General features: G+C 65.3%; 13 protein-coding genes and 2 tRNA genes. 3 read left to right on the forward strand and 12 right to left on the reverse strand.

Translation table 11 applies throughout. The features are described 5' to 3' along the window. Window positions 1–79: 79 nt before the first annotated feature. Window positions 80–2,170 carry an ATP-dependent DNA helicase RecG gene (gene recG / locus ACORJG_RS06950; RefSeq protein WP_427792658.1) on the forward strand — a complete coding sequence of 697 codons (2,091 nt, stop codon included), beginning with the start codon at window positions 80–82 and terminating at the stop codon, window positions 2,168–2,170. Between the two features lie 35 nt (window positions 2,171–2,205). On the opposite strand, the gene ACORJG_RS06955 is transcribed toward recG, so the two are convergent. The 3 genes from ACORJG_RS06955 to ACORJG_RS06965 all read right to left on the reverse strand — a co-directional run bounded on the left by ACORJG_RS06955 (window position 2,206) and on the right by ACORJG_RS06965 (window position 5,302). Then, the gene (locus tag ACORJG_RS06955; protein WP_427792660.1) at window positions 2,206–2,766 is read right to left on the reverse strand and encodes a DUF2497 domain-containing protein; all 561 of its coding nucleotides are present in this window, start codon (window positions 2,764–2,766) and stop codon (window positions 2,206–2,208) included. Window positions 2,767–2,938: 172 nt separating this feature from the next. Then, window positions 2,939–4,513 (reverse strand): TolC family outer membrane protein, encoded by a 1,575-nt coding sequence (locus tag ACORJG_RS06960; RefSeq protein WP_427792661.1) that lies wholly within the window; start codon window positions 4,511–4,513, stop codon window positions 2,939–2,941. 159 nt (window positions 4,514–4,672) lie between these two features. Next, complete coding sequence (locus ACORJG_RS06965; RefSeq protein WP_427792663.1) at window positions 4,673–5,302, reverse strand: protein-L-isoaspartate O-methyltransferase family protein; 630 nt, start codon at window positions 5,300–5,302, stop codon at window positions 4,673–4,675. 132 nt (window positions 5,303–5,434) lie between these two features. On the opposite strand from ACORJG_RS06965, the gene ACORJG_RS06970 reads away from it, so the two are divergent. Further along, window positions 5,435–5,508 (forward strand) — tRNA-Cys (locus ACORJG_RS06970). 54 nt (window positions 5,509–5,562) lie between these two features. Here ACORJG_RS06970 and ACORJG_RS06975 read toward each other — a convergent pair. Beyond that, a complete protein-coding gene (locus ACORJG_RS06975; RefSeq protein ID WP_427792664.1) occupies window positions 5,563–6,372 on the reverse strand; it encodes a TrmH family RNA methyltransferase in 810 nt (269 codons plus the stop codon). Window positions 6,373–6,483: 111 nt separating this feature from the next. Between ACORJG_RS06975 and ACORJG_RS06980 the strand changes: the two genes are divergently transcribed. Then, a tRNA-Asn gene (locus ACORJG_RS06980) sits at window positions 6,484–6,558 on the forward strand. 1,067 nt (window positions 6,559–7,625) lie between these two features. On the opposite strand, the gene gcvA is transcribed toward ACORJG_RS06980, so the two are convergent. The 8 genes from gcvA to ACORJG_RS07020 form a co-directional block, all read right to left on the reverse strand. Continuing rightward, the gene (gene gcvA, locus ACORJG_RS06985; RefSeq protein WP_427792666.1) at window positions 7,626–8,579 is read right to left on the reverse strand and encodes a transcriptional regulator GcvA; all 954 of its coding nucleotides are present in this window, start codon (window positions 8,577–8,579) and stop codon (window positions 7,626–7,628) included. Beyond that, entirely contained in the window at window positions 8,576–9,580 is a 1,005-nt protein-coding gene (locus tag ACORJG_RS06990; RefSeq protein ID WP_427792989.1) for a cysteine synthase A, read from the reverse strand. The genes gcvA and ACORJG_RS06990 overlap by 4 nt, the downstream gene beginning before the upstream one ends. Window positions 9,581–9,645: 65 nt before the next feature. Beyond that, complete coding sequence (lpdA, locus tag ACORJG_RS06995; protein WP_427792668.1) at window positions 9,646–11,052, reverse strand: dihydrolipoyl dehydrogenase; 1,407 nt, start codon at window positions 11,050–11,052, stop codon at window positions 9,646–9,648. 2 nt (window positions 11,053–11,054) lie between these two features. Then, the gene (locus tag ACORJG_RS07000) at window positions 11,055–11,534 is read right to left on the reverse strand and encodes a glutathione peroxidase (protein WP_427792669.1); all 480 of its coding nucleotides are present in this window, start codon (window positions 11,532–11,534) and stop codon (window positions 11,055–11,057) included. Between the two features lie 15 nt (window positions 11,535–11,549). Further along, the gene (locus ACORJG_RS07005) at window positions 11,550–12,818 is read right to left on the reverse strand and encodes a pyruvate dehydrogenase complex dihydrolipoamide acetyltransferase (RefSeq protein ID WP_427792670.1); all 1,269 of its coding nucleotides are present in this window, start codon (window positions 12,816–12,818) and stop codon (window positions 11,550–11,552) included. Then, complete coding sequence (locus tag ACORJG_RS07010) at window positions 12,815–14,152, reverse strand: pyruvate dehydrogenase complex E1 component subunit beta (RefSeq protein ID WP_427792671.1); 1,338 nt, start codon at window positions 14,150–14,152, stop codon at window positions 12,815–12,817. Before ACORJG_RS07010 ends, ACORJG_RS07005 begins: the two co-directional genes overlap by 4 nt. Window positions 14,153–14,155: 3 nt before the next feature. After that, a complete protein-coding gene (pdhA, locus tag ACORJG_RS07015; RefSeq protein WP_427792673.1) occupies window positions 14,156–15,184 on the reverse strand; it encodes a pyruvate dehydrogenase (acetyl-transferring) E1 component subunit alpha in 1,029 nt (342 codons plus the stop codon). 113 nt (window positions 15,185–15,297) lie between these two features. Continuing rightward, a complete protein-coding gene (locus ACORJG_RS07020; RefSeq protein WP_427792675.1) occupies window positions 15,298–15,618 on the reverse strand; it encodes an FtsB family cell division protein in 321 nt (106 codons plus the stop codon). Between the last annotated feature and the right edge of the window lie 90 nt (window positions 15,619–15,708).

The following is a 15,708-nucleotide window of genomic DNA, read 5'->3' on the forward strand; positions in this document are numbered from 1 at the left end:
CTTGCCTGTCCGTTCACTTCGTTAAGAGGCCGATCAGATAGCGTTCCAGACGCCGCTGCGCCAGCTATGCTGCGTCATCATGAGACCCGAGATTCTCTTTCCCCTGTTCGCGGACGTCACCACGCTGAAAGGCGTTGGGCCACGCAGCGCGCCCCTGGTGCAGAAGGTGGCGGGTTCGCTGGTGCGCGACGTGCTGTTCCTGTCGCCCAACGGCGTGATCCAGCGTCGCCGCACCACGGCGATGGAAGCCGTCGACGGCGAGATCGGCGTCTTCGAGGTGACGATCGACCGCCTGATCCCGCCACATAAGCCCGGTGCGCCGATCAAGGTACGCGCCATCGACGACACCGGGTTCATCCACCTGATCTGGTTCGCCGGATCGCCACGCCATATCGAGAGCCTGGCCCCGCGTGGCTCGCGGCGGCTGGTGACCGGCAAGGTCGAGCGCTTCAACAGCGAAGTCCAGATCGCCCACCCCGACTACATCCTGCCCGTCGAAAAGGCGGATGGGATTCCGCTGTCCGAACCCGTCTATCCGGCGACGCAGGGGCTGACCTCGCGCCAGATCCGCAAGCTGGCGCAGGGCGCGCTGGCCCTCGCCCCCGAGTTGCCCGAATGGCAGGAGCCGAACTGGCTGTCGGCGCGGCGCTGGAGCGGCTGGCGTGCGGCGCTGGAGGCCCTGCACGCCCCCGCGAACGAAGCCGACCTCGCGCCCGACACGCCGGTGCGCCAGCGTCTGGCCTATGACGAACTGTTCGCGCACCAGTTGGCCTTGGCGCGCCGCCGTCGCGCCCGCCAGATCACGCCAGCCGCCCGGATCGCGCCGGGCGAGGCGTCCGCCCGCCTGCTGGCCGCCCTGCCCTTCGCCCTGACCGGCGCGCAGGAACAGGCCGTCGTCGAAATCCGCTCAGATCTGAGTTCCGGCGAGCAGATGGGGCGGCTGCTGCAGGGCGATGTGGGTTCCGGCAAGACAGCGGTCGCGGCTCTGGCTCTGGCCGATGCCGCCAGCAGCGGCTTTCAGGCCGCCCTGATGGCGCCCACCGAGATTCTGGCGCGCCAGCACCATGACAAGCTGTCGCCCCTGCTGGATCAGGCGGGCGTGTCCAGTCTGCTGCTGACCGGCCGCGACACCCCGGCCGAACGGCGCGTCAAGCTGGCGGCTCTCGCCTCCGGCGAGGCTCAGGTCGCTATCGGCACCCACGCCCTGTTCCAGGACGCGGTGCAGTTCCACCGGCTGGCGCTGGCCGTCATCGACGAGCAGCACCGCTTCGGCGTACGCGAGCGCCAGCGATTGCAGGCCAAGGGCGATCCGGCTCTGGGCGGCGTCCACCTGCTGACCATGTCGGCCACGCCGATTCCGCGCACGCTGGAGCTGACGCAATACGGCGAGCTGGAAGTCAGCCGCCTCATGGAGAAGCCGCCGGGTCGCACGCCCGTGACCACGGCCGTCCTGCCGCTGGCGCGCATCGGCGAGGTGGCGAAGCGGCTGAAGGCGGCGGTCGAGGCAGGCGCCCAAGCCTACTGGATCTGCCCTCTGGTCGCCGAATCCGAGGCAATCGACCTGGCTGCAGCCGAGGATCGAGCCGAAGACCTGCGCAAACTGTTGGGCACCGAAGTCGGTCTCGCCCACGGCCAGATGCCGGGCGCCGAGCGCGAAGCGGTGATGGCTGAGTTCGCGGCAGGCCGCCTGCCCGTTCTGGTCGCCACGACCGTGGTCGAGGTCGGCGTCGACGTGCCGAACGCCTCCATCATGGTGATCGAACACGCCGACCGCTTCGGTCTGGCCCAGCTTCACCAGTTACGCGGGCGTGTGGGACGCGGCGCCAAGGCCAGTTCCTGCATCCTGCTGTATGGCGGCGAAGACGGCGCCTTGGGCGAGACGGCGAAGGAACGGCTGGAGACCCTGCGTCGCACCGAGGACGGCTTCGTCATCGCCGAAGAAGACTTCCGCCTGCGCGGCGGCGGCGACCCGCTGGGCCTGAAACAGAGCGGCTTCCCGGCCTATCGCTTCGCCGACCCGATCCGCCATCGGTCGCTGCTGCTGGCGGCGGCGGATGATGCGCGCCTGTTGCTGGGGCGTGACCCAGAACTGGTCAGCGAGCGCGGTCAGGCCGTGCGCCTGCTGGAAGCCCTGTTCGACTGGAAAAACGAACGCCCCTCAGCGGACTGAGGGGCGTTGTAAAATTCTGCGATGTCCTGAAGCAATCAGCCTGCGTTGCGGGCGATGCGTTCGACTTCCTTGCGGACCTGCGCCTCAACGATGGCGGGCAGGTTGGCGTCCAGCCAGTCCTTCAGCATCGGGCGCAGCATTTCGCGGACCATGGCTTCGACCGTGTTGCCGCTCATGAAGTTCATGTCGGCAGCCGAGGCGACCGGCGCAGGCTCGGGCTTCTGGAAGCTGGCGGCCAGACCCGCGAAGGCCGATGCGGCGCTGGCGGCGGCGGTTTCGCCAACCAGAGCATCCGTCACAGGCGCGGCGACGAGCTGGGGTTCCGGCTCAGGGGCGACTTCCGTCGGGAAGAGCGCGGCGTCCGCCACGTCCAGATCGCCAATGGCTTCGGCTGCTGGCGCCTCATAAGGCTCAGTCAGTTCAAGCACTTCTTCTTCGACCGGGGCCGAAGCGGGTTCAGGCTCAGCGGCGACCGGCTCAGGCGCCGCCTCGGCCGCCGGGGCCGTTTCGGCCGGGGCGTCGTCTTCAGAGATGATCCGGCGAATCGACGCCAGAATCTCTTCCATCGTCGGTTCCTGGGCGGCTTGTTCGGTCATGTCGGAGCCTCAACCTGGGCGCTTGGTCGAAAAAGGTCGCACGCCGATACGAACAGGGCGGACGACTCCGGGAGCGCGGGCACAAGACTCGCCTCCCCCGTTCCTTACTGTCGTCGCATCAACGCCCGCCAGAATCAACGCCGGAATTAATGAGCCTTTTGCGTCCGGTCTGTCAGCCGCGCGGCGCGGTGCGGACGACTTCGCCCTTCAGCTGACGATCGACCGGGGCGTCCTCGACATCCGTCGCCGGAGTCGTGGCCGGTGCGGCGAGACGGTCGATCGCCTCGACAACGCCGTCCCACGGCAGGGCGCCGCGGTTGCGCACCGCGCGATAGTTGTCAGCCGGATCATAGGCGTCGATCGCCGCATCGAGGTTCGGGCCGCCCAGACGGCCCATCGCCGCCAGAAGCTGGGCCTGAGCCACATATTCATTGCGGCGCGCACTGGTCAGGGCGACCTCGGCGTTTCGCAGTTCAAGTTCCTGGTTCAGCACATCCAGAGTGGTGCGCAGCCCGACCTGGGCCTCCTGACGCACGCCCTCGGCGGCGACTGAGGCCGCGCGCACCGCCTGTTCGCCCGCCAGCACGCTGGACCGGGCCGAGGCGCTCTGGGCATAGGCCGAACTGACGGATTGCAGCACCGTGCGGCGCTGGCCCTCGACATTGATCTGGGCGGCGTTGGCGCGTTCCAGAGCCTGCGCCACGCGCGAGCGGTTCAAGCCGCCGGTGAACAGCGGCACCGAAACGGTCGCCCCGGCAGTGAAGCTGGTGCGGTCGCCAAGGTCCAGCCCCGACAGATCGTTAGATGTACCGCCATAGGAGGCGTTCAGACGCGCCGTCGGCAGGTATTCGGCCCGCGCCGCCGCCACATTGGCCTCGGCCGCGCGCTGGACGTGGATGGCGGACAGGAGGCCGGGATTCTCCACCAGGCCCACGTCCATGGCGCTGTCGAAGTCGCCCGGCAGGCCCGGCAGAACCGGCATGGCCTGCAGGTTGGACGGCGCCTGCCCGACCACGGCGGCATAGGCCGCGCGCGACACCGAAAGTTGCGCCTGGGCGCCGGCCAGATCCGATTCGGACTGGGCCAGTCGGGCCTCAGACTGAGCGACGTCGGTGCGGGTGATCTCGCCGACCTCGAAGCGGGCGTTCGATTCGTCCAGCTGGCGACGCAGGACGGCCAGGTTTTCCTGACGGATGCGCAGAATCTCCAGATCGCGGGTCACATCGGCATAGGCCTGAATGACCGAGGTCATCACCTGTTGCTCGACCTGACGCAGGTTCTCGCGGCCCGCCAGAACATTGGCTTCCGCCGCCGAAATGCCGTGCGTCACGCGCCCGGCGGTCCAGATATTCTGGCTCAGGCTGATGCTGGCGGTGGCGCTGTCGGATTCATCCTTCCCGCCCGTCGTGGTGCTGCGCGCAGGCAGGACGCCCGTCGCATCGGGCACGCCGTCGCCGTTGGTGTCGATGGGAAAGGTCTGCGCCGGCGTCGTGGTCGTGATCCGATCCGTGCGGGTATGGCTGTAGTTCACGCCCGCCGAAGCGTTCACGGTCGGCCTCAGACCAGCGCGCGCCTGAACGATGGTTTCATCCAGCGCCCGTTGATTCGCGCGTTGCGCCAGCAGGGTCGGATTGGTGCGATAGGCCAGAGCGATGGCTTCCTGCAGCGACTCGGCCAGAACCGGCGTCGCCCCCATCGTCAATGCGACCAGTGCGACCGAAGCGAGCGCGCGCGAGCGTTTCAACATGAACCTGTCCCTGCCTGGCGCGCCCATCCGCGCGCCTGTAGTGCCTTGTACCGGCGTAGTTGGGGGCTGCACGCCCCCAACGCCAGTTAAGTTTTTTTCACGCAGCGCAACGCCCCTTCCGTCGCACCGCCGGACGCCTTTTACAGCGTGAACGTCAGCCTAGAACGCGAACGCCGGGGCCGGAACCATTTCCGTCAGCAGGTCCGGCGCCGCATCGAACAGTTCGCGCCGCGACACGCCTTCACGTCCGCGCACATACAGAACCGCCGCGCCGCTGGCGCCTTCACGCTCCACGACCGCCAGACGGCCGCCCGGACGCAGCGCCGCGATCCATACATCTGGACGCTCGATTACCGCTCCCTCGCTGACGATCAGGTCATAGCCCTCGCCCTGAGGCTGACCCAAAGGCGCCAACACGGTCTCAACGCCTGCGTCGGCCAGAGCCGCGCCGACGACTTCGAACACAGCCGCATCCGATTCCTGCGCCGTCACGCTCAGGCCCATGTGCGCCAGCACGGCGGCGGCATAGGGGGCGGCGATCGCCAGCGCCTTTTCACCAGTGCGGGCGTCCAGGCCCTGCAACAGCTTGGCCACATCACGCGGCAGCATCAGACGACGGTCGCCTGCGATTTCCGGCTCAACATCGGCATAAGCCGAGAAGGCGCGGTCGGCGGCGCAGAATCGCTCGCGCTGCACAGCGCCGATGGCGGCGTGCAGTTGGCGGTCGGTGACGTCGTTCACGCGGACCTGCGAGTCCAGCATCACCTTGCGGGCGGCGGCGAAATCCATAATCCGAAGTCCTTACAGGTCGGCTCAGGCCAAGAAATGTGACGCGCTTATAGGTCCGTGCGTTGCAGCGGACAATCCGATCTGATAGCTGACGGCCCTCGCGATGGCGGGGCCCCTGAAAAACGGGGTCACGGCCTGATGGCGGAGTGGTGACGCAGAGGACTGCAAATCCTTGCACCCGGGTTCGATTCCCGGTCAGGCCTCCATCGCGATGAACATCGAGAAAGCCGCCCTTCGGGGCGGTTTTCTTGTTTCTGGCCCTACCTCTGATCCGCCGTCGCCAGGTGATGCAGAGCCACGGCGCTGGTCGCCGCCACGTTCAGCGAATCAAATCCCCCCGCCATGCGAATGCCGACAGGACGACAGCGCGCGATGATCTCTCGCGGCAAACCCGGCCCCTCGCTGCCCAACAGAAGCGCCGTGCGCCCCTTCGGCCTGAACGCGGCCAGCGTCTGCTCCGCCGAGGGTGTCAGCGCCAGAACCTCGAATTCCCTGCCCTGCAACAGATCCACCAAGTCGCCCGCCTCCTGAGCGATCGCCAGCGGCGTCCTCAACACTGCGCCTACAGAGACGCGGATCGCCTTGCGGTAAAAGGGGTCGCAGCAGGTCTGATCCAGCAGCACCGCGCCTGCGCCAAAGGCCGCCGCATTACGGAACAGACCGCCCATATTGTCGTGGTTGCCGATTCCACACGCCACGACGACCACAGCCTGCTCAGGCAGATCATCCAGCAAGACGCCCGGCTCCACCGTCTCCGGCTTGCGTCCGAGCGCCAATATGCCCCGGTGCAGATCAAACCCCGCCACGGCGTTCAACACCGCTTGGGGCGCCACATGAACCGGCACATCGCCCGGTAGGCGCTCCAGCACCTCCCTCAGCCCCTCCAACCGCTTTTCAGCGACCAGAACCGCTACAGGCGCGCACCGTGACGCCTCGGACGCCAGAACGCGCAGGACGACCTCGCCCTCGGCGACAAACAGGCCCTGCCGACCTGTCAGATCGCGCTCCTTCACATCGCGAAAGGCGGCGATGCGCAGGTCATCCGGGTCGTTCACATGGATTGGCGTCATGCAGAGCCTTGTAGCGCAGGGCTTTACGAAAAAATTTGGCGATTTCTGTCTTTTACCCGTTGCATGAATCGAAAAGGCGCTGCTATACGCCGGCCTCCCCCGAGGGGATGTTCCGCGGTAGCTCAGTGGTAGAGCAGCCGACTGTTAATCGGCTGGTCGTAGGTTCGAATCCTACCCGCGGAGCCACTCGGGGGATCGAAATCCCTAGACAATCTGACGACGAGACCAGAGCTCTCCGTTCTAGCTTGGCCGTTTAGAACGGCGTTTAGAACGGTACTTTTGGACGAAATCGTTCCAGGTTCCCGTTCGCTTCACATTGTCTTGAGCGCGAAGCCCAACCGCGTCGCTACGGTGATGAAGTAGCGGGGCGGATCCCCGGCGCTTCCACGGCATGATCGATCTCTTTTCAGGGAGGCATCATGGGACAGTTACCGGTGAAGCGATTTCTGCGCACGCCTGAGGCGGGTCGGTACCTCGGACTATCCGGCCGCACGCTCGAAAAACATCGTACCTACGGCACAGGCCCCTTCTATCGGAAGCTTGGAGGCCGGGTCGTCTACGATATGGAAGACCTTCCCGCATGGCCTGATCGCGGCCTCCATCGATCGACCGGCGAATCCCACCTGGGCCCTCACCCCGCAGCTCCGCGTGGAGAAGGCGCGCCTCCCGCCCGAGATAGCAAGGGGGACGACGAATCGTCCTTGGCGCCCGTGCTATAGCTGCCCCTTGGACGACCCCGCTCCTCACAAAGGACCTCATGGCGCGACAACCCAGGATCTCGCGACCAGATTTTCCGCAGCCAACCTCGTCCATCTCGGGGATCCTCCACGGCCGTTACCTTCTTCGACCAAGGGCTTCGGCTACTGGCTGGCCGCGGCCGACGCTCGGCACGACCTCAATCGAAGTCCAGCTGCACAAACGAAGGCGTTGAGCGAATGTTCGACGTTCATCAGCGGTCAGGGGGAGAGTTTCGTCGTCGTCACCCGTCGTCGGTGACGGCGCCCCAGCGTTTCATCGGGGCCTTGCCAGCTTGTTCCCCAGAACCCCGTTCGGCCGGCCTTCCCGCAGGATCTCGATGATCCGTTTCAGTGTGGCGTATATTCCAGTCTTTACTGCGTGAACCTTGGTCGCTTCACTCTGTCCGCCCTTCGTTAGGGAAGCTCCGGCCATTTACCGGTTGAGAATCGGGAAAGGAGCACGTCAATCAGTCCACAATCGGCGAGAGAGAATTCTCGGCCACTGGAAACCAACACTCAAAGGTCATCGATGCTGGCGTCGGCGGCGTTCTGCGCCTCTGCCGTCAACCACGCGGCAAAGGCCCTGGCGGGTGTCGAAGCGCCGCTGCGTTTGGTCAGGACATGGTAAGCCAGTTCCGTGGTCAGCGCGCCGTCGGCGAAAGGCGCGACAAGACGGCCAGACGCCAGATCTTCAGCCACAAAGGCATATGGCGCCAGTGCGACGCCCTGACCGTGAGCGGCGGCCTCGATGGCCAAGGCGGCCTGGTCGAAACGTGGTCCAGACAGAGCGTCGATGCCTTCCAGGTTGCGCGCCTTGAACCACGCAGACCAGTCCGGGCGCGGCTCTTCCAGTTCGCTGGGACGCAGATGGATCAGGACATGACGCGCCAGATCTGTCGGGCGTCGCAAGGCGTTCTCGCCCGTGGTCAAACGCGGCGAACAGACAGGCGTGAGATCGGCGTCCAACAGTTTTTCGCAACGAACGCCGGGATAGTCGCCCCGCCCGTACCGGACCGCGACATCCACGCGACCGCCGCTGACGTCAGCCAGACGCATATCAGCCGACATCCATACTTCGATTTCCGGATGCGCCGCCGCGAACCGTGCGATACGCGGCGCCAGCCATTTCGAGGCGAAGGATGGCGGCACGCTGACGGCCAGGGCGTGTCGCCGGTCCGGCCGATACAGCAAATCCCCTGCCCGTTTCAGATAGTCGAATCCGTCCCGCAGCAACGGATAGAGTTCCGCGCCAAGCTCTGTCAGGGCGATCTGACGGCCCTCGCGGTGAAACAGCGGCGCTCCGGCATGTTCCTCGAGAATACGGATCTGCTGACTGATGGCGCCCGGCGTCACAGACAGTTCTTCAGCCGCGCGGGTGATGTTGAGGCGCCGCGCGGCGGCCTCGAACGCCTTCAGGGCGTTGAGCGGCGGCAGACGGCTTTCGATGGAAGGGTCCTTGCGACGGGTCATCGGTTCATCCATTCCGGAGTCGGCAGGCCTCGCGCGTTCAGAAAGACGGGATCATAGATCTTGCTGGCGTAGCGTTGGCCAGCGTCGCACAGCACCGTCACAATGGTATGGTCGGGCCCCATGTCGCGCGCCATGCGGATGGCCCCGGCGATATTGACGCCGCTGGACGGCCCCAGCGACAGCCCTTCTTCCCGCACGAGATCGAACAGTACGGGCAGAAATTCTGCATCCTCGATCCGATAGGCATGGTTGACGGTCAGGCCGTTAAGATTGCCGGTGATGCGGTTCACGCCGATGCCCTCGGCGACCGAACCGCCCTCGCCTTTCAGTACGCCTTCAGTGAACCAGCTGTAGAGCGAGGCGCCTGGCACGTCCGCCAGTCCGACATGAAGATTGGGGTTGCGCTCGCGCAGATAGGTCGTGGTCCCGGACAGGGTGCCGCCCGATCCCACGGCGCAGATGAATCCGTCGATGCGGCCGTCCGTCTGCTTCCAGATTTCCGGGCCTGTGGCTTCATAGTGGGCCTGACGGTTGGCCAGATTATCGAACTGGTCGGCGTAGAAGGCGCCGTTCGGTTCGCTGTCGTTCAGTTCCTCGGCCAGACGACGCGAGAAATGGACGAAGTGGTTGGGGCTGGCGAAGGGCGCCGGATCGACCTCGATCAGACGGGCGCCGTGCAGGCGAACAGCGCGCTTCTTCTCTTCGGTCTGAGTGCGCGGCATGACGATGACGACGGGGTGGCCCAGCGCCGCGCCGACCAGCGCAAGACCAATGCCGGTGTTGCCCGCCGTGCCCTCGACAATGGTCCCGCCAGGCTTCAACGCACCCGAGGCCCGCGCCGCGCGGATAATGCTGAGCGCCGCACGATCCTTGATCGAGCCGCCGACATTCAGGAACTCGGCCTTGCCCAGAATTTCACAGCCCGTGACCTCTGAGGCGCGCTTGAGGCGCACCAGAGGCGTATTGCCGATTAAGCCAAGCACATCGGGGGCGACGATCATGGGGATCCGAACCATGGAGAGGAGCAACCCTCTTAGCCACAGTTCAGATTTTCTAACAACCGGTCTTAGATGTGGATGACGCGGCCATAGGCGTCCAGCGCGGCCTCATGCATGGCCTCGGACATGGTCGGGTGCGGGTAAACGATACCGTGGATGTCTTCCTCGGTCGCCTCCATGGCGATGGCGGTGACATAACCCTGGATCATCTCGGTGACGTCGGCGCCGATCATGTGGGCGCCGATCAGGGCGCCGGTCCTGGCGTCGAAGATAACCTTGACGAAGCCTTCGGTCTCACCCGCCGCGATGGCCTTGCCGTTCACCTTGAAGGGGAAGCGGCCGATTTTGACTTCGCGGCCCTCGGCCTTGGCGCCCTGCTCCGTCACCCCGACCGAGGCGACCTGCGGCTGGGCGTAGGTGCAGCCGGCGATGGGCGAATGGACGTTCGGCGTCTTGTAGCCGGCGATGTGTTCGGCGGCGTGGATGCCTTCGTGCGAGGCCTTGTGCGCCAGCCAGGGGGCGCCCGCGCAGTCGCCGATGGCGTACAGGCCCTTCACATTGGTCTGGCAATGGCTGTCGGTCTTGATGTGGCCGCGGTCCAGTTCGACGCCCAGCGCTTCCAGCCCGATGCCGTCGGTGTTGGCGGTGATGCCGACAGCCGAGATGCAAACCTCCGCTTCCAGGCTTTCGGCCCTGCCGTTGACTTCAAGATCGACCTTCACACCCTTGGAATCCTTGGAGACCTTCGTCACCTTGGCGCCCAGCTTGAACTTGATGCCGCGCTTCTCGAAACCCTTCTGGGCGGCCTTGGACACCTCTTCGTCCTCGACCGGCATGATGCGGTCGACGGCTTCAACGACCGTCACCTCGGCGCCGAGAGCGCGATAGAAGCTGGCGAACTCGATGCCGATGGCGCCCGAGCCGATGACCACGAAGGTCTTGGGCAGTGTCTTCGGCGCCAGGGCGTCGCGATAGGCCCAGATCTTGTCGCCGTCAGCCTCAAGCCCGATCTGCGGCAGGGCGCGGGCGCGGGCGCCGACGGCCAGCATGACGGTCTTGGCTTCGATCGCGCGCGTGCCGCCGACCTTCAGGGCCACGACCACCTTCGGCGCAGCCGCGCCTTTTTCGAGTTTGGCCGAGCCCTCGATGACCTCGATCTTGTTCTTCTTCATCAGGAAGCCGACGCCCTGATTCAGTTGCTTGGCCACGCCGCGCGAGCGCTGGATGATGGCGTCGAAGTCGAACGAGGCGCCCGAAGCGGACAGGCCATAGTCCTTCAGGTGCGACAGGCTCTCGAACTTCTCGCCCGACTTCAGCAGGGCCTTGGTCGGGATGCAGCCCCAGTTCAGGCAGATGCCGCCCAGGTTCTCGCGCTCGATGATGGCGACCTTCTGGCCCAGTTGGCTGGCGCGGATGGCCGCGACGTAACCGCCGGGGCCCGAGCCGATGACGACGAGATCGAATTCAGCAGCCATGATCAGATCAACTTCTCGATGTCGGCCTTGATGGCCTCGGGTTCAGTCTGGGGCGAATAGCGCGCGACGACGCGGCCTTCGCGGTCGGTCAGGAACTTGGTGAAGTTCCACTTGATGGCCTGTGAGCCGAGGAAGCCGCGCTTCTGTCGGGTCAGCCAGGCATAGAGAGGGTGGCGGTTCGGTCCGTTGACCTCGACCTTGTCGAATAAGGGGAAGGTCACGTTGAAGCTGCTGGCGCAGAAGGCGGCGATTTCCGCCGCCCTGCCCGGCTCCTGCTGGCCGAACTGGTTGCAGGGAAAGCCCAGGACCTCGAACGGCGCGTCGACAAAGTCGCGGTGCAGCTTCTCCAACCCGGCATACTGGCTGGTGAATCCGCACTTGGACGCCGTATTGACGATCAGCAACGCCTGACCGCGAAAGCGCTCCAGCGACACGTCCGCGCCATCGATGGCCCGGGCGGAGAAGTCATAGACCGAGGTCATGACTTCACCCTCCCCTTACGCCAGCATCGCCACGGGATCTTCGATCAGCGGCTTGAACGCCTGCAGGAAACGGGCGCCCGTCGCACCGTCGACCACGCGGTGATCGCAGGTCAAGGTCACGGTCATGACGGTAGCCGGCACGATCTGGCCGTCCTTGACGACCGGACGTTGTTCGCCCGCGCCCACGCTCATGATGCAGCCCTGCGGCTCATTGATGATCGAGCTGAACGACTTGATGCCGAACATGCCCAGGTTGGACACCGAGAAGGTGCCGCCCTGGAACTCTTCCGGCTTCAGCTTGCGCTCGCGCGCGCGCTTGGCCAGATCCTTGGACTCGGTCGCGATCTGGGCCAGGCCCTTGGTCTCGGCCTTGCGGATGATCGGGGTGATCAGGCCGCCGTCGATCGCCACCGCCATGGAGACGTCGGCGTTGTGGTGCATGGCGATGCCTTCGGGCGTGTAGGAGGCGTTCGCCTCCGGCACCATCTTCAGGGCGAGCGCAGCGGCCTTGATGACGAAGTCGTTGACCGAGACCTTGATCCCCTGCGGCTCCAGCATCTTGTTCACCTTGGCGCGGACGGCCATCAGCTGGTCGATCTCGCAGTCGATGAACAGCGGGAAGTGCGGCACGTTCTGGATGCTGTCGACCATGCGACGAGCGACGGCCTTCTTCATGCCGTCCAGCGGGATCAGGTCGTAGCTGCCGTCGGGGATGCCCATCTGCGCCAGCGACTGAGCCTTGCGCGGTTCTGCGGCGGTCGCGGCCGCAGCAGCGGCAGCCGGTTGAGCGCCGCCCTTACCAGCGGCTTCCACGTCTCGCTTGACGATGCGGCCATGCGGGCCGGTGCCCTTGACGGCCTTCAGGTCCAGACCGGCCTGAGCCGCAAGACGGCGCGCCAGCGGTGAGGCGAAGATGCGGCCGCCGTCGTCAGACTTCGGTGCGGCTGGAGTAGGCGCAGCTTCGGCCTTCGGAGCCTCGGCCTTGGGCGCATCAGGCTTCGGCGTTTCGGCCGGAGCGTCCGCCTTTTTGGGCGCGGGCGCCACGGCGTCGCCGGACAGGCGGGCGATCGGCGTGTTGACCTTCACGCCCTCGGCGCCTTCCGGCACCAGGATTTCGAGGACTTCGCCCTCATCGACGGCTTCGACTTCCATCGTGGCCTTGTCGGTTTCGATCTCGGCGATGACGTCGCCCGCCGAGACCGTGTCGCCGACCTTGACGTGCCACTTGGCCAGGACGCCCTCTTCCATCGTAGGCGACAGGGCGGGCATCAGGATGTCGGTCATGCCATCACCTTCTTCACGGCAGCGACGATCTTGTCGACGCCCGGCAGGGACAGGGCTTCCAGATTGGCGGCATAGGGCAGCGGCACGTCTTCCTGGTGCACGCGCAGCGGCGGCGCATCCAGATAGTCGAAGGCGTGTTCGATCACGCGGGCCACCACTTCGGCGCCGACGCCCATCGAGCCCCAGCCTTCTTCAGCCGAGACCAGACGGTTGGTCTTCCGGACGCTTTCAAGGATGGTCTCATGGTCCAGCGGACGCAGGGTGCGCAGGTCGACGACCTCGGCCGAGATGCCTTCTTCAGCCAGCTTTTCAGCGGCCTGAAGAGCGAAGCCGACCATGCGGCTGTGCGCCGTGATGGTGACGTCCGTGCCTTCGCGACGGATCTTGGCCTTGCCGATAGGTACCAGGTAGTCCTCGACGTCCGGCACGTCGAACTCGTGGCCGTACATCATCTCGTGCTCGAGGAAGACGACCGGGTTCGGATCGCGGATCGCCGACTTCAGCAGGCCCTTCGCATCGGCCGCGTCATAGGGGGCGATGACCTTCAGGCCCGGAATCTGGGCATACCAGGCTGAATAGTCCTGGCTGTGCTGGGCGGCCACGCGGGCGGCGGCGCCGTTCGGGCCGCGGAACACGATCGGACAGCGGATCTGGCCGCCCGACATATACAGCGTCTTGGCCGCCGAGTTGATTACGTGGTCGATGGCCTGCATGCCGAAGTTCCAGGTCATGAACTCGACGATGGGCTTCAGGCCCGCCATGGCGGCGCCGACGCCCAGGCCGGCGAAGCCATGCTCGGTGATCGGGGTGTCGACCACGCGTCGCTCGCCGAATTCCTGAAGCAGATCGCGGCTGACCTTGTAGGCGCCCTGATACTGGGCGACTTCCTCGCCCATCAGGAAGACGGCTTCATCGCGGCGCATTTCTTCGGCCATGGCGTCGCGCAGGGCGTCGCGGATGGTGGTTTTCACCATCTTGGCGTCGGCGGGGATTTCCGGGTCGTGCAGTTCGACCTTGGGGGCAGCCGGAGAGGCGGCGGCCGGAACGGCCTCTGCCTTGGGCGATTCAGTCTTGGGCGCTGGCGCAGCAGCGCCGTCTTCGCCCGCCAAGCGCGCGATAGGCGTATTGACCTTCACGCCCTCGGCGCCCTCGGCCACCAGGATCTCCAGCACTTCGCCTTCATCGACGGCTTCGACTTCCATCGTCGCCTTGTCGGTTTCGATCTCGGCGATCACCTGACCGGCCGACACGACGTCGCCAGCCTTGATGTGCCACTTGGTCAGCGTGCCCTCTTCCATCGTGGGGGACAGCGCCGGCATCAGAATGTCCGTCACGTATCAGGCCTCCACGTAGACGTCGGTGTAGAGCTCGGACGGATCCGGCTCAGGGCTCTCTTGAGCGAACTGCACGGCTTCGGCCACGATGGCCTTCACTTCGTTGTCGATCGCCTTCAGCTCGTCTTCGGTCGCCTTGGCGGCGGCGAGCAGCATCTTCAGGTGATCGATCGGGTCGCGGGTCTTCTTGACCTCGTCCACCTCTTCCTTCGTCCGGTATTTGGCCGGGTCGGACATGGAGTGGCCACGATAGCGGTAGGTCTTCACTTCAAGAATGTAGGGGCCTTCGCCGGCGCGGGCGCGGGCCACGGCGCGGGCGGCGGCGTCACGCACGGCCAGCACGTCCATGCCGTCGACCTGTTCGCCCGGAATGCCGAAGCTGGCGCCACGCTGATACAGTTCGGTCGTGGACGACGAGCGTTCGATGCTCGTGCCCATGGCGTACTGGTTGTTCTCGATGATGTAGATGGCCGGCAGCTTCCACAGCTGGGCCATGTTGAAGCTCTCGTAGACCTGACCCTGGTTCGAGGCGCCGTCGCCGAAGTAGACGAAGCTGACCGAGTCATCGCCACGATACTTGCCCGCAAACGCCAGGCCCGTGCCCAGCGCCACCTGGGCGCCGACGATGCCGTGACCGCCATAGAAGCCGGTCGGCACGTCGAACATGTGCATCGACCCGCCCTTGCCCTTGGACGATCCGCCGATGCGGCCCGTCAGTTCGGCCATGACTTCCTTCGGGTCCATGCCCGCGACCAGCATGTGGCCGTGGTCGCGATAGCCCGTGATGATCTTGTCGTAGCCCTGCTTGACGCTCTCCTGAACGCCGACGGCCACGGCTTCCTGACCGATGTACAGGTGGCAGAAGCCCCCGATCAGGCCCATGCCGTACAGTTGGCCCGCACGCTCTTCAAAGCGGCGGATAAGGACCATCTCGCGATAGAAACGCAGCAGGTCTTCCTTGGAAGCCTGAGGCGTGTTCGGAATCTTGTCGCCCGTGCTAGGCGAGTTTTTCTGAGCGGCGGCTTTCGCCATCCGGCATCTCCCGGCTTACACCCCTGTTTCAGGGACTCTTATCGTTACGGAAAGGGGCTTTAGCAGCCTTCGTTCCCGAAACGCAAAGCAGCCAGCCGGGCTGTAACAATAGTTCAGGAGGCGCGCGTCGTGTCCGGATTGTGCGTGACCGGACCGTTCAGGCGCACCACATAGTCGCGCGGATCGGCGAAACCGATGACCGCCCTGGCCCGCTCTTCCAGCAAATCCTTCGACAGGCTGTCGGTGCGCAGATAGCGGACGCGGACCTCAAGATCCTGACGCTGCTCAATCAGGCGGGTCAGTTGAGACTGGCGCTGAACCAGCAAAGCGTCGCGTTCTCCGCCACTTAGAAGGCCACGCTCACCCGTAAGGGCCTGCACGCCCAGATAGGCGATCAGCAGCAGCAACAGAACGGTCGGCAGGTATGGCTTCATCTGCTCGGGCAAAACGGACGCTCCTTCTGAGCGCACACAAAACACGGTGACCTATCAGTGACCGAAAATGCCTAACGAACCGTAGCTTGG

This window comes from Brevundimonas diminuta (genome assembly GCF_050310045.1).
GTDB classification, from domain to species: Bacteria; Pseudomonadota; Alphaproteobacteria; order Caulobacterales; family Caulobacteraceae; genus Brevundimonas; species Brevundimonas diminuta_F.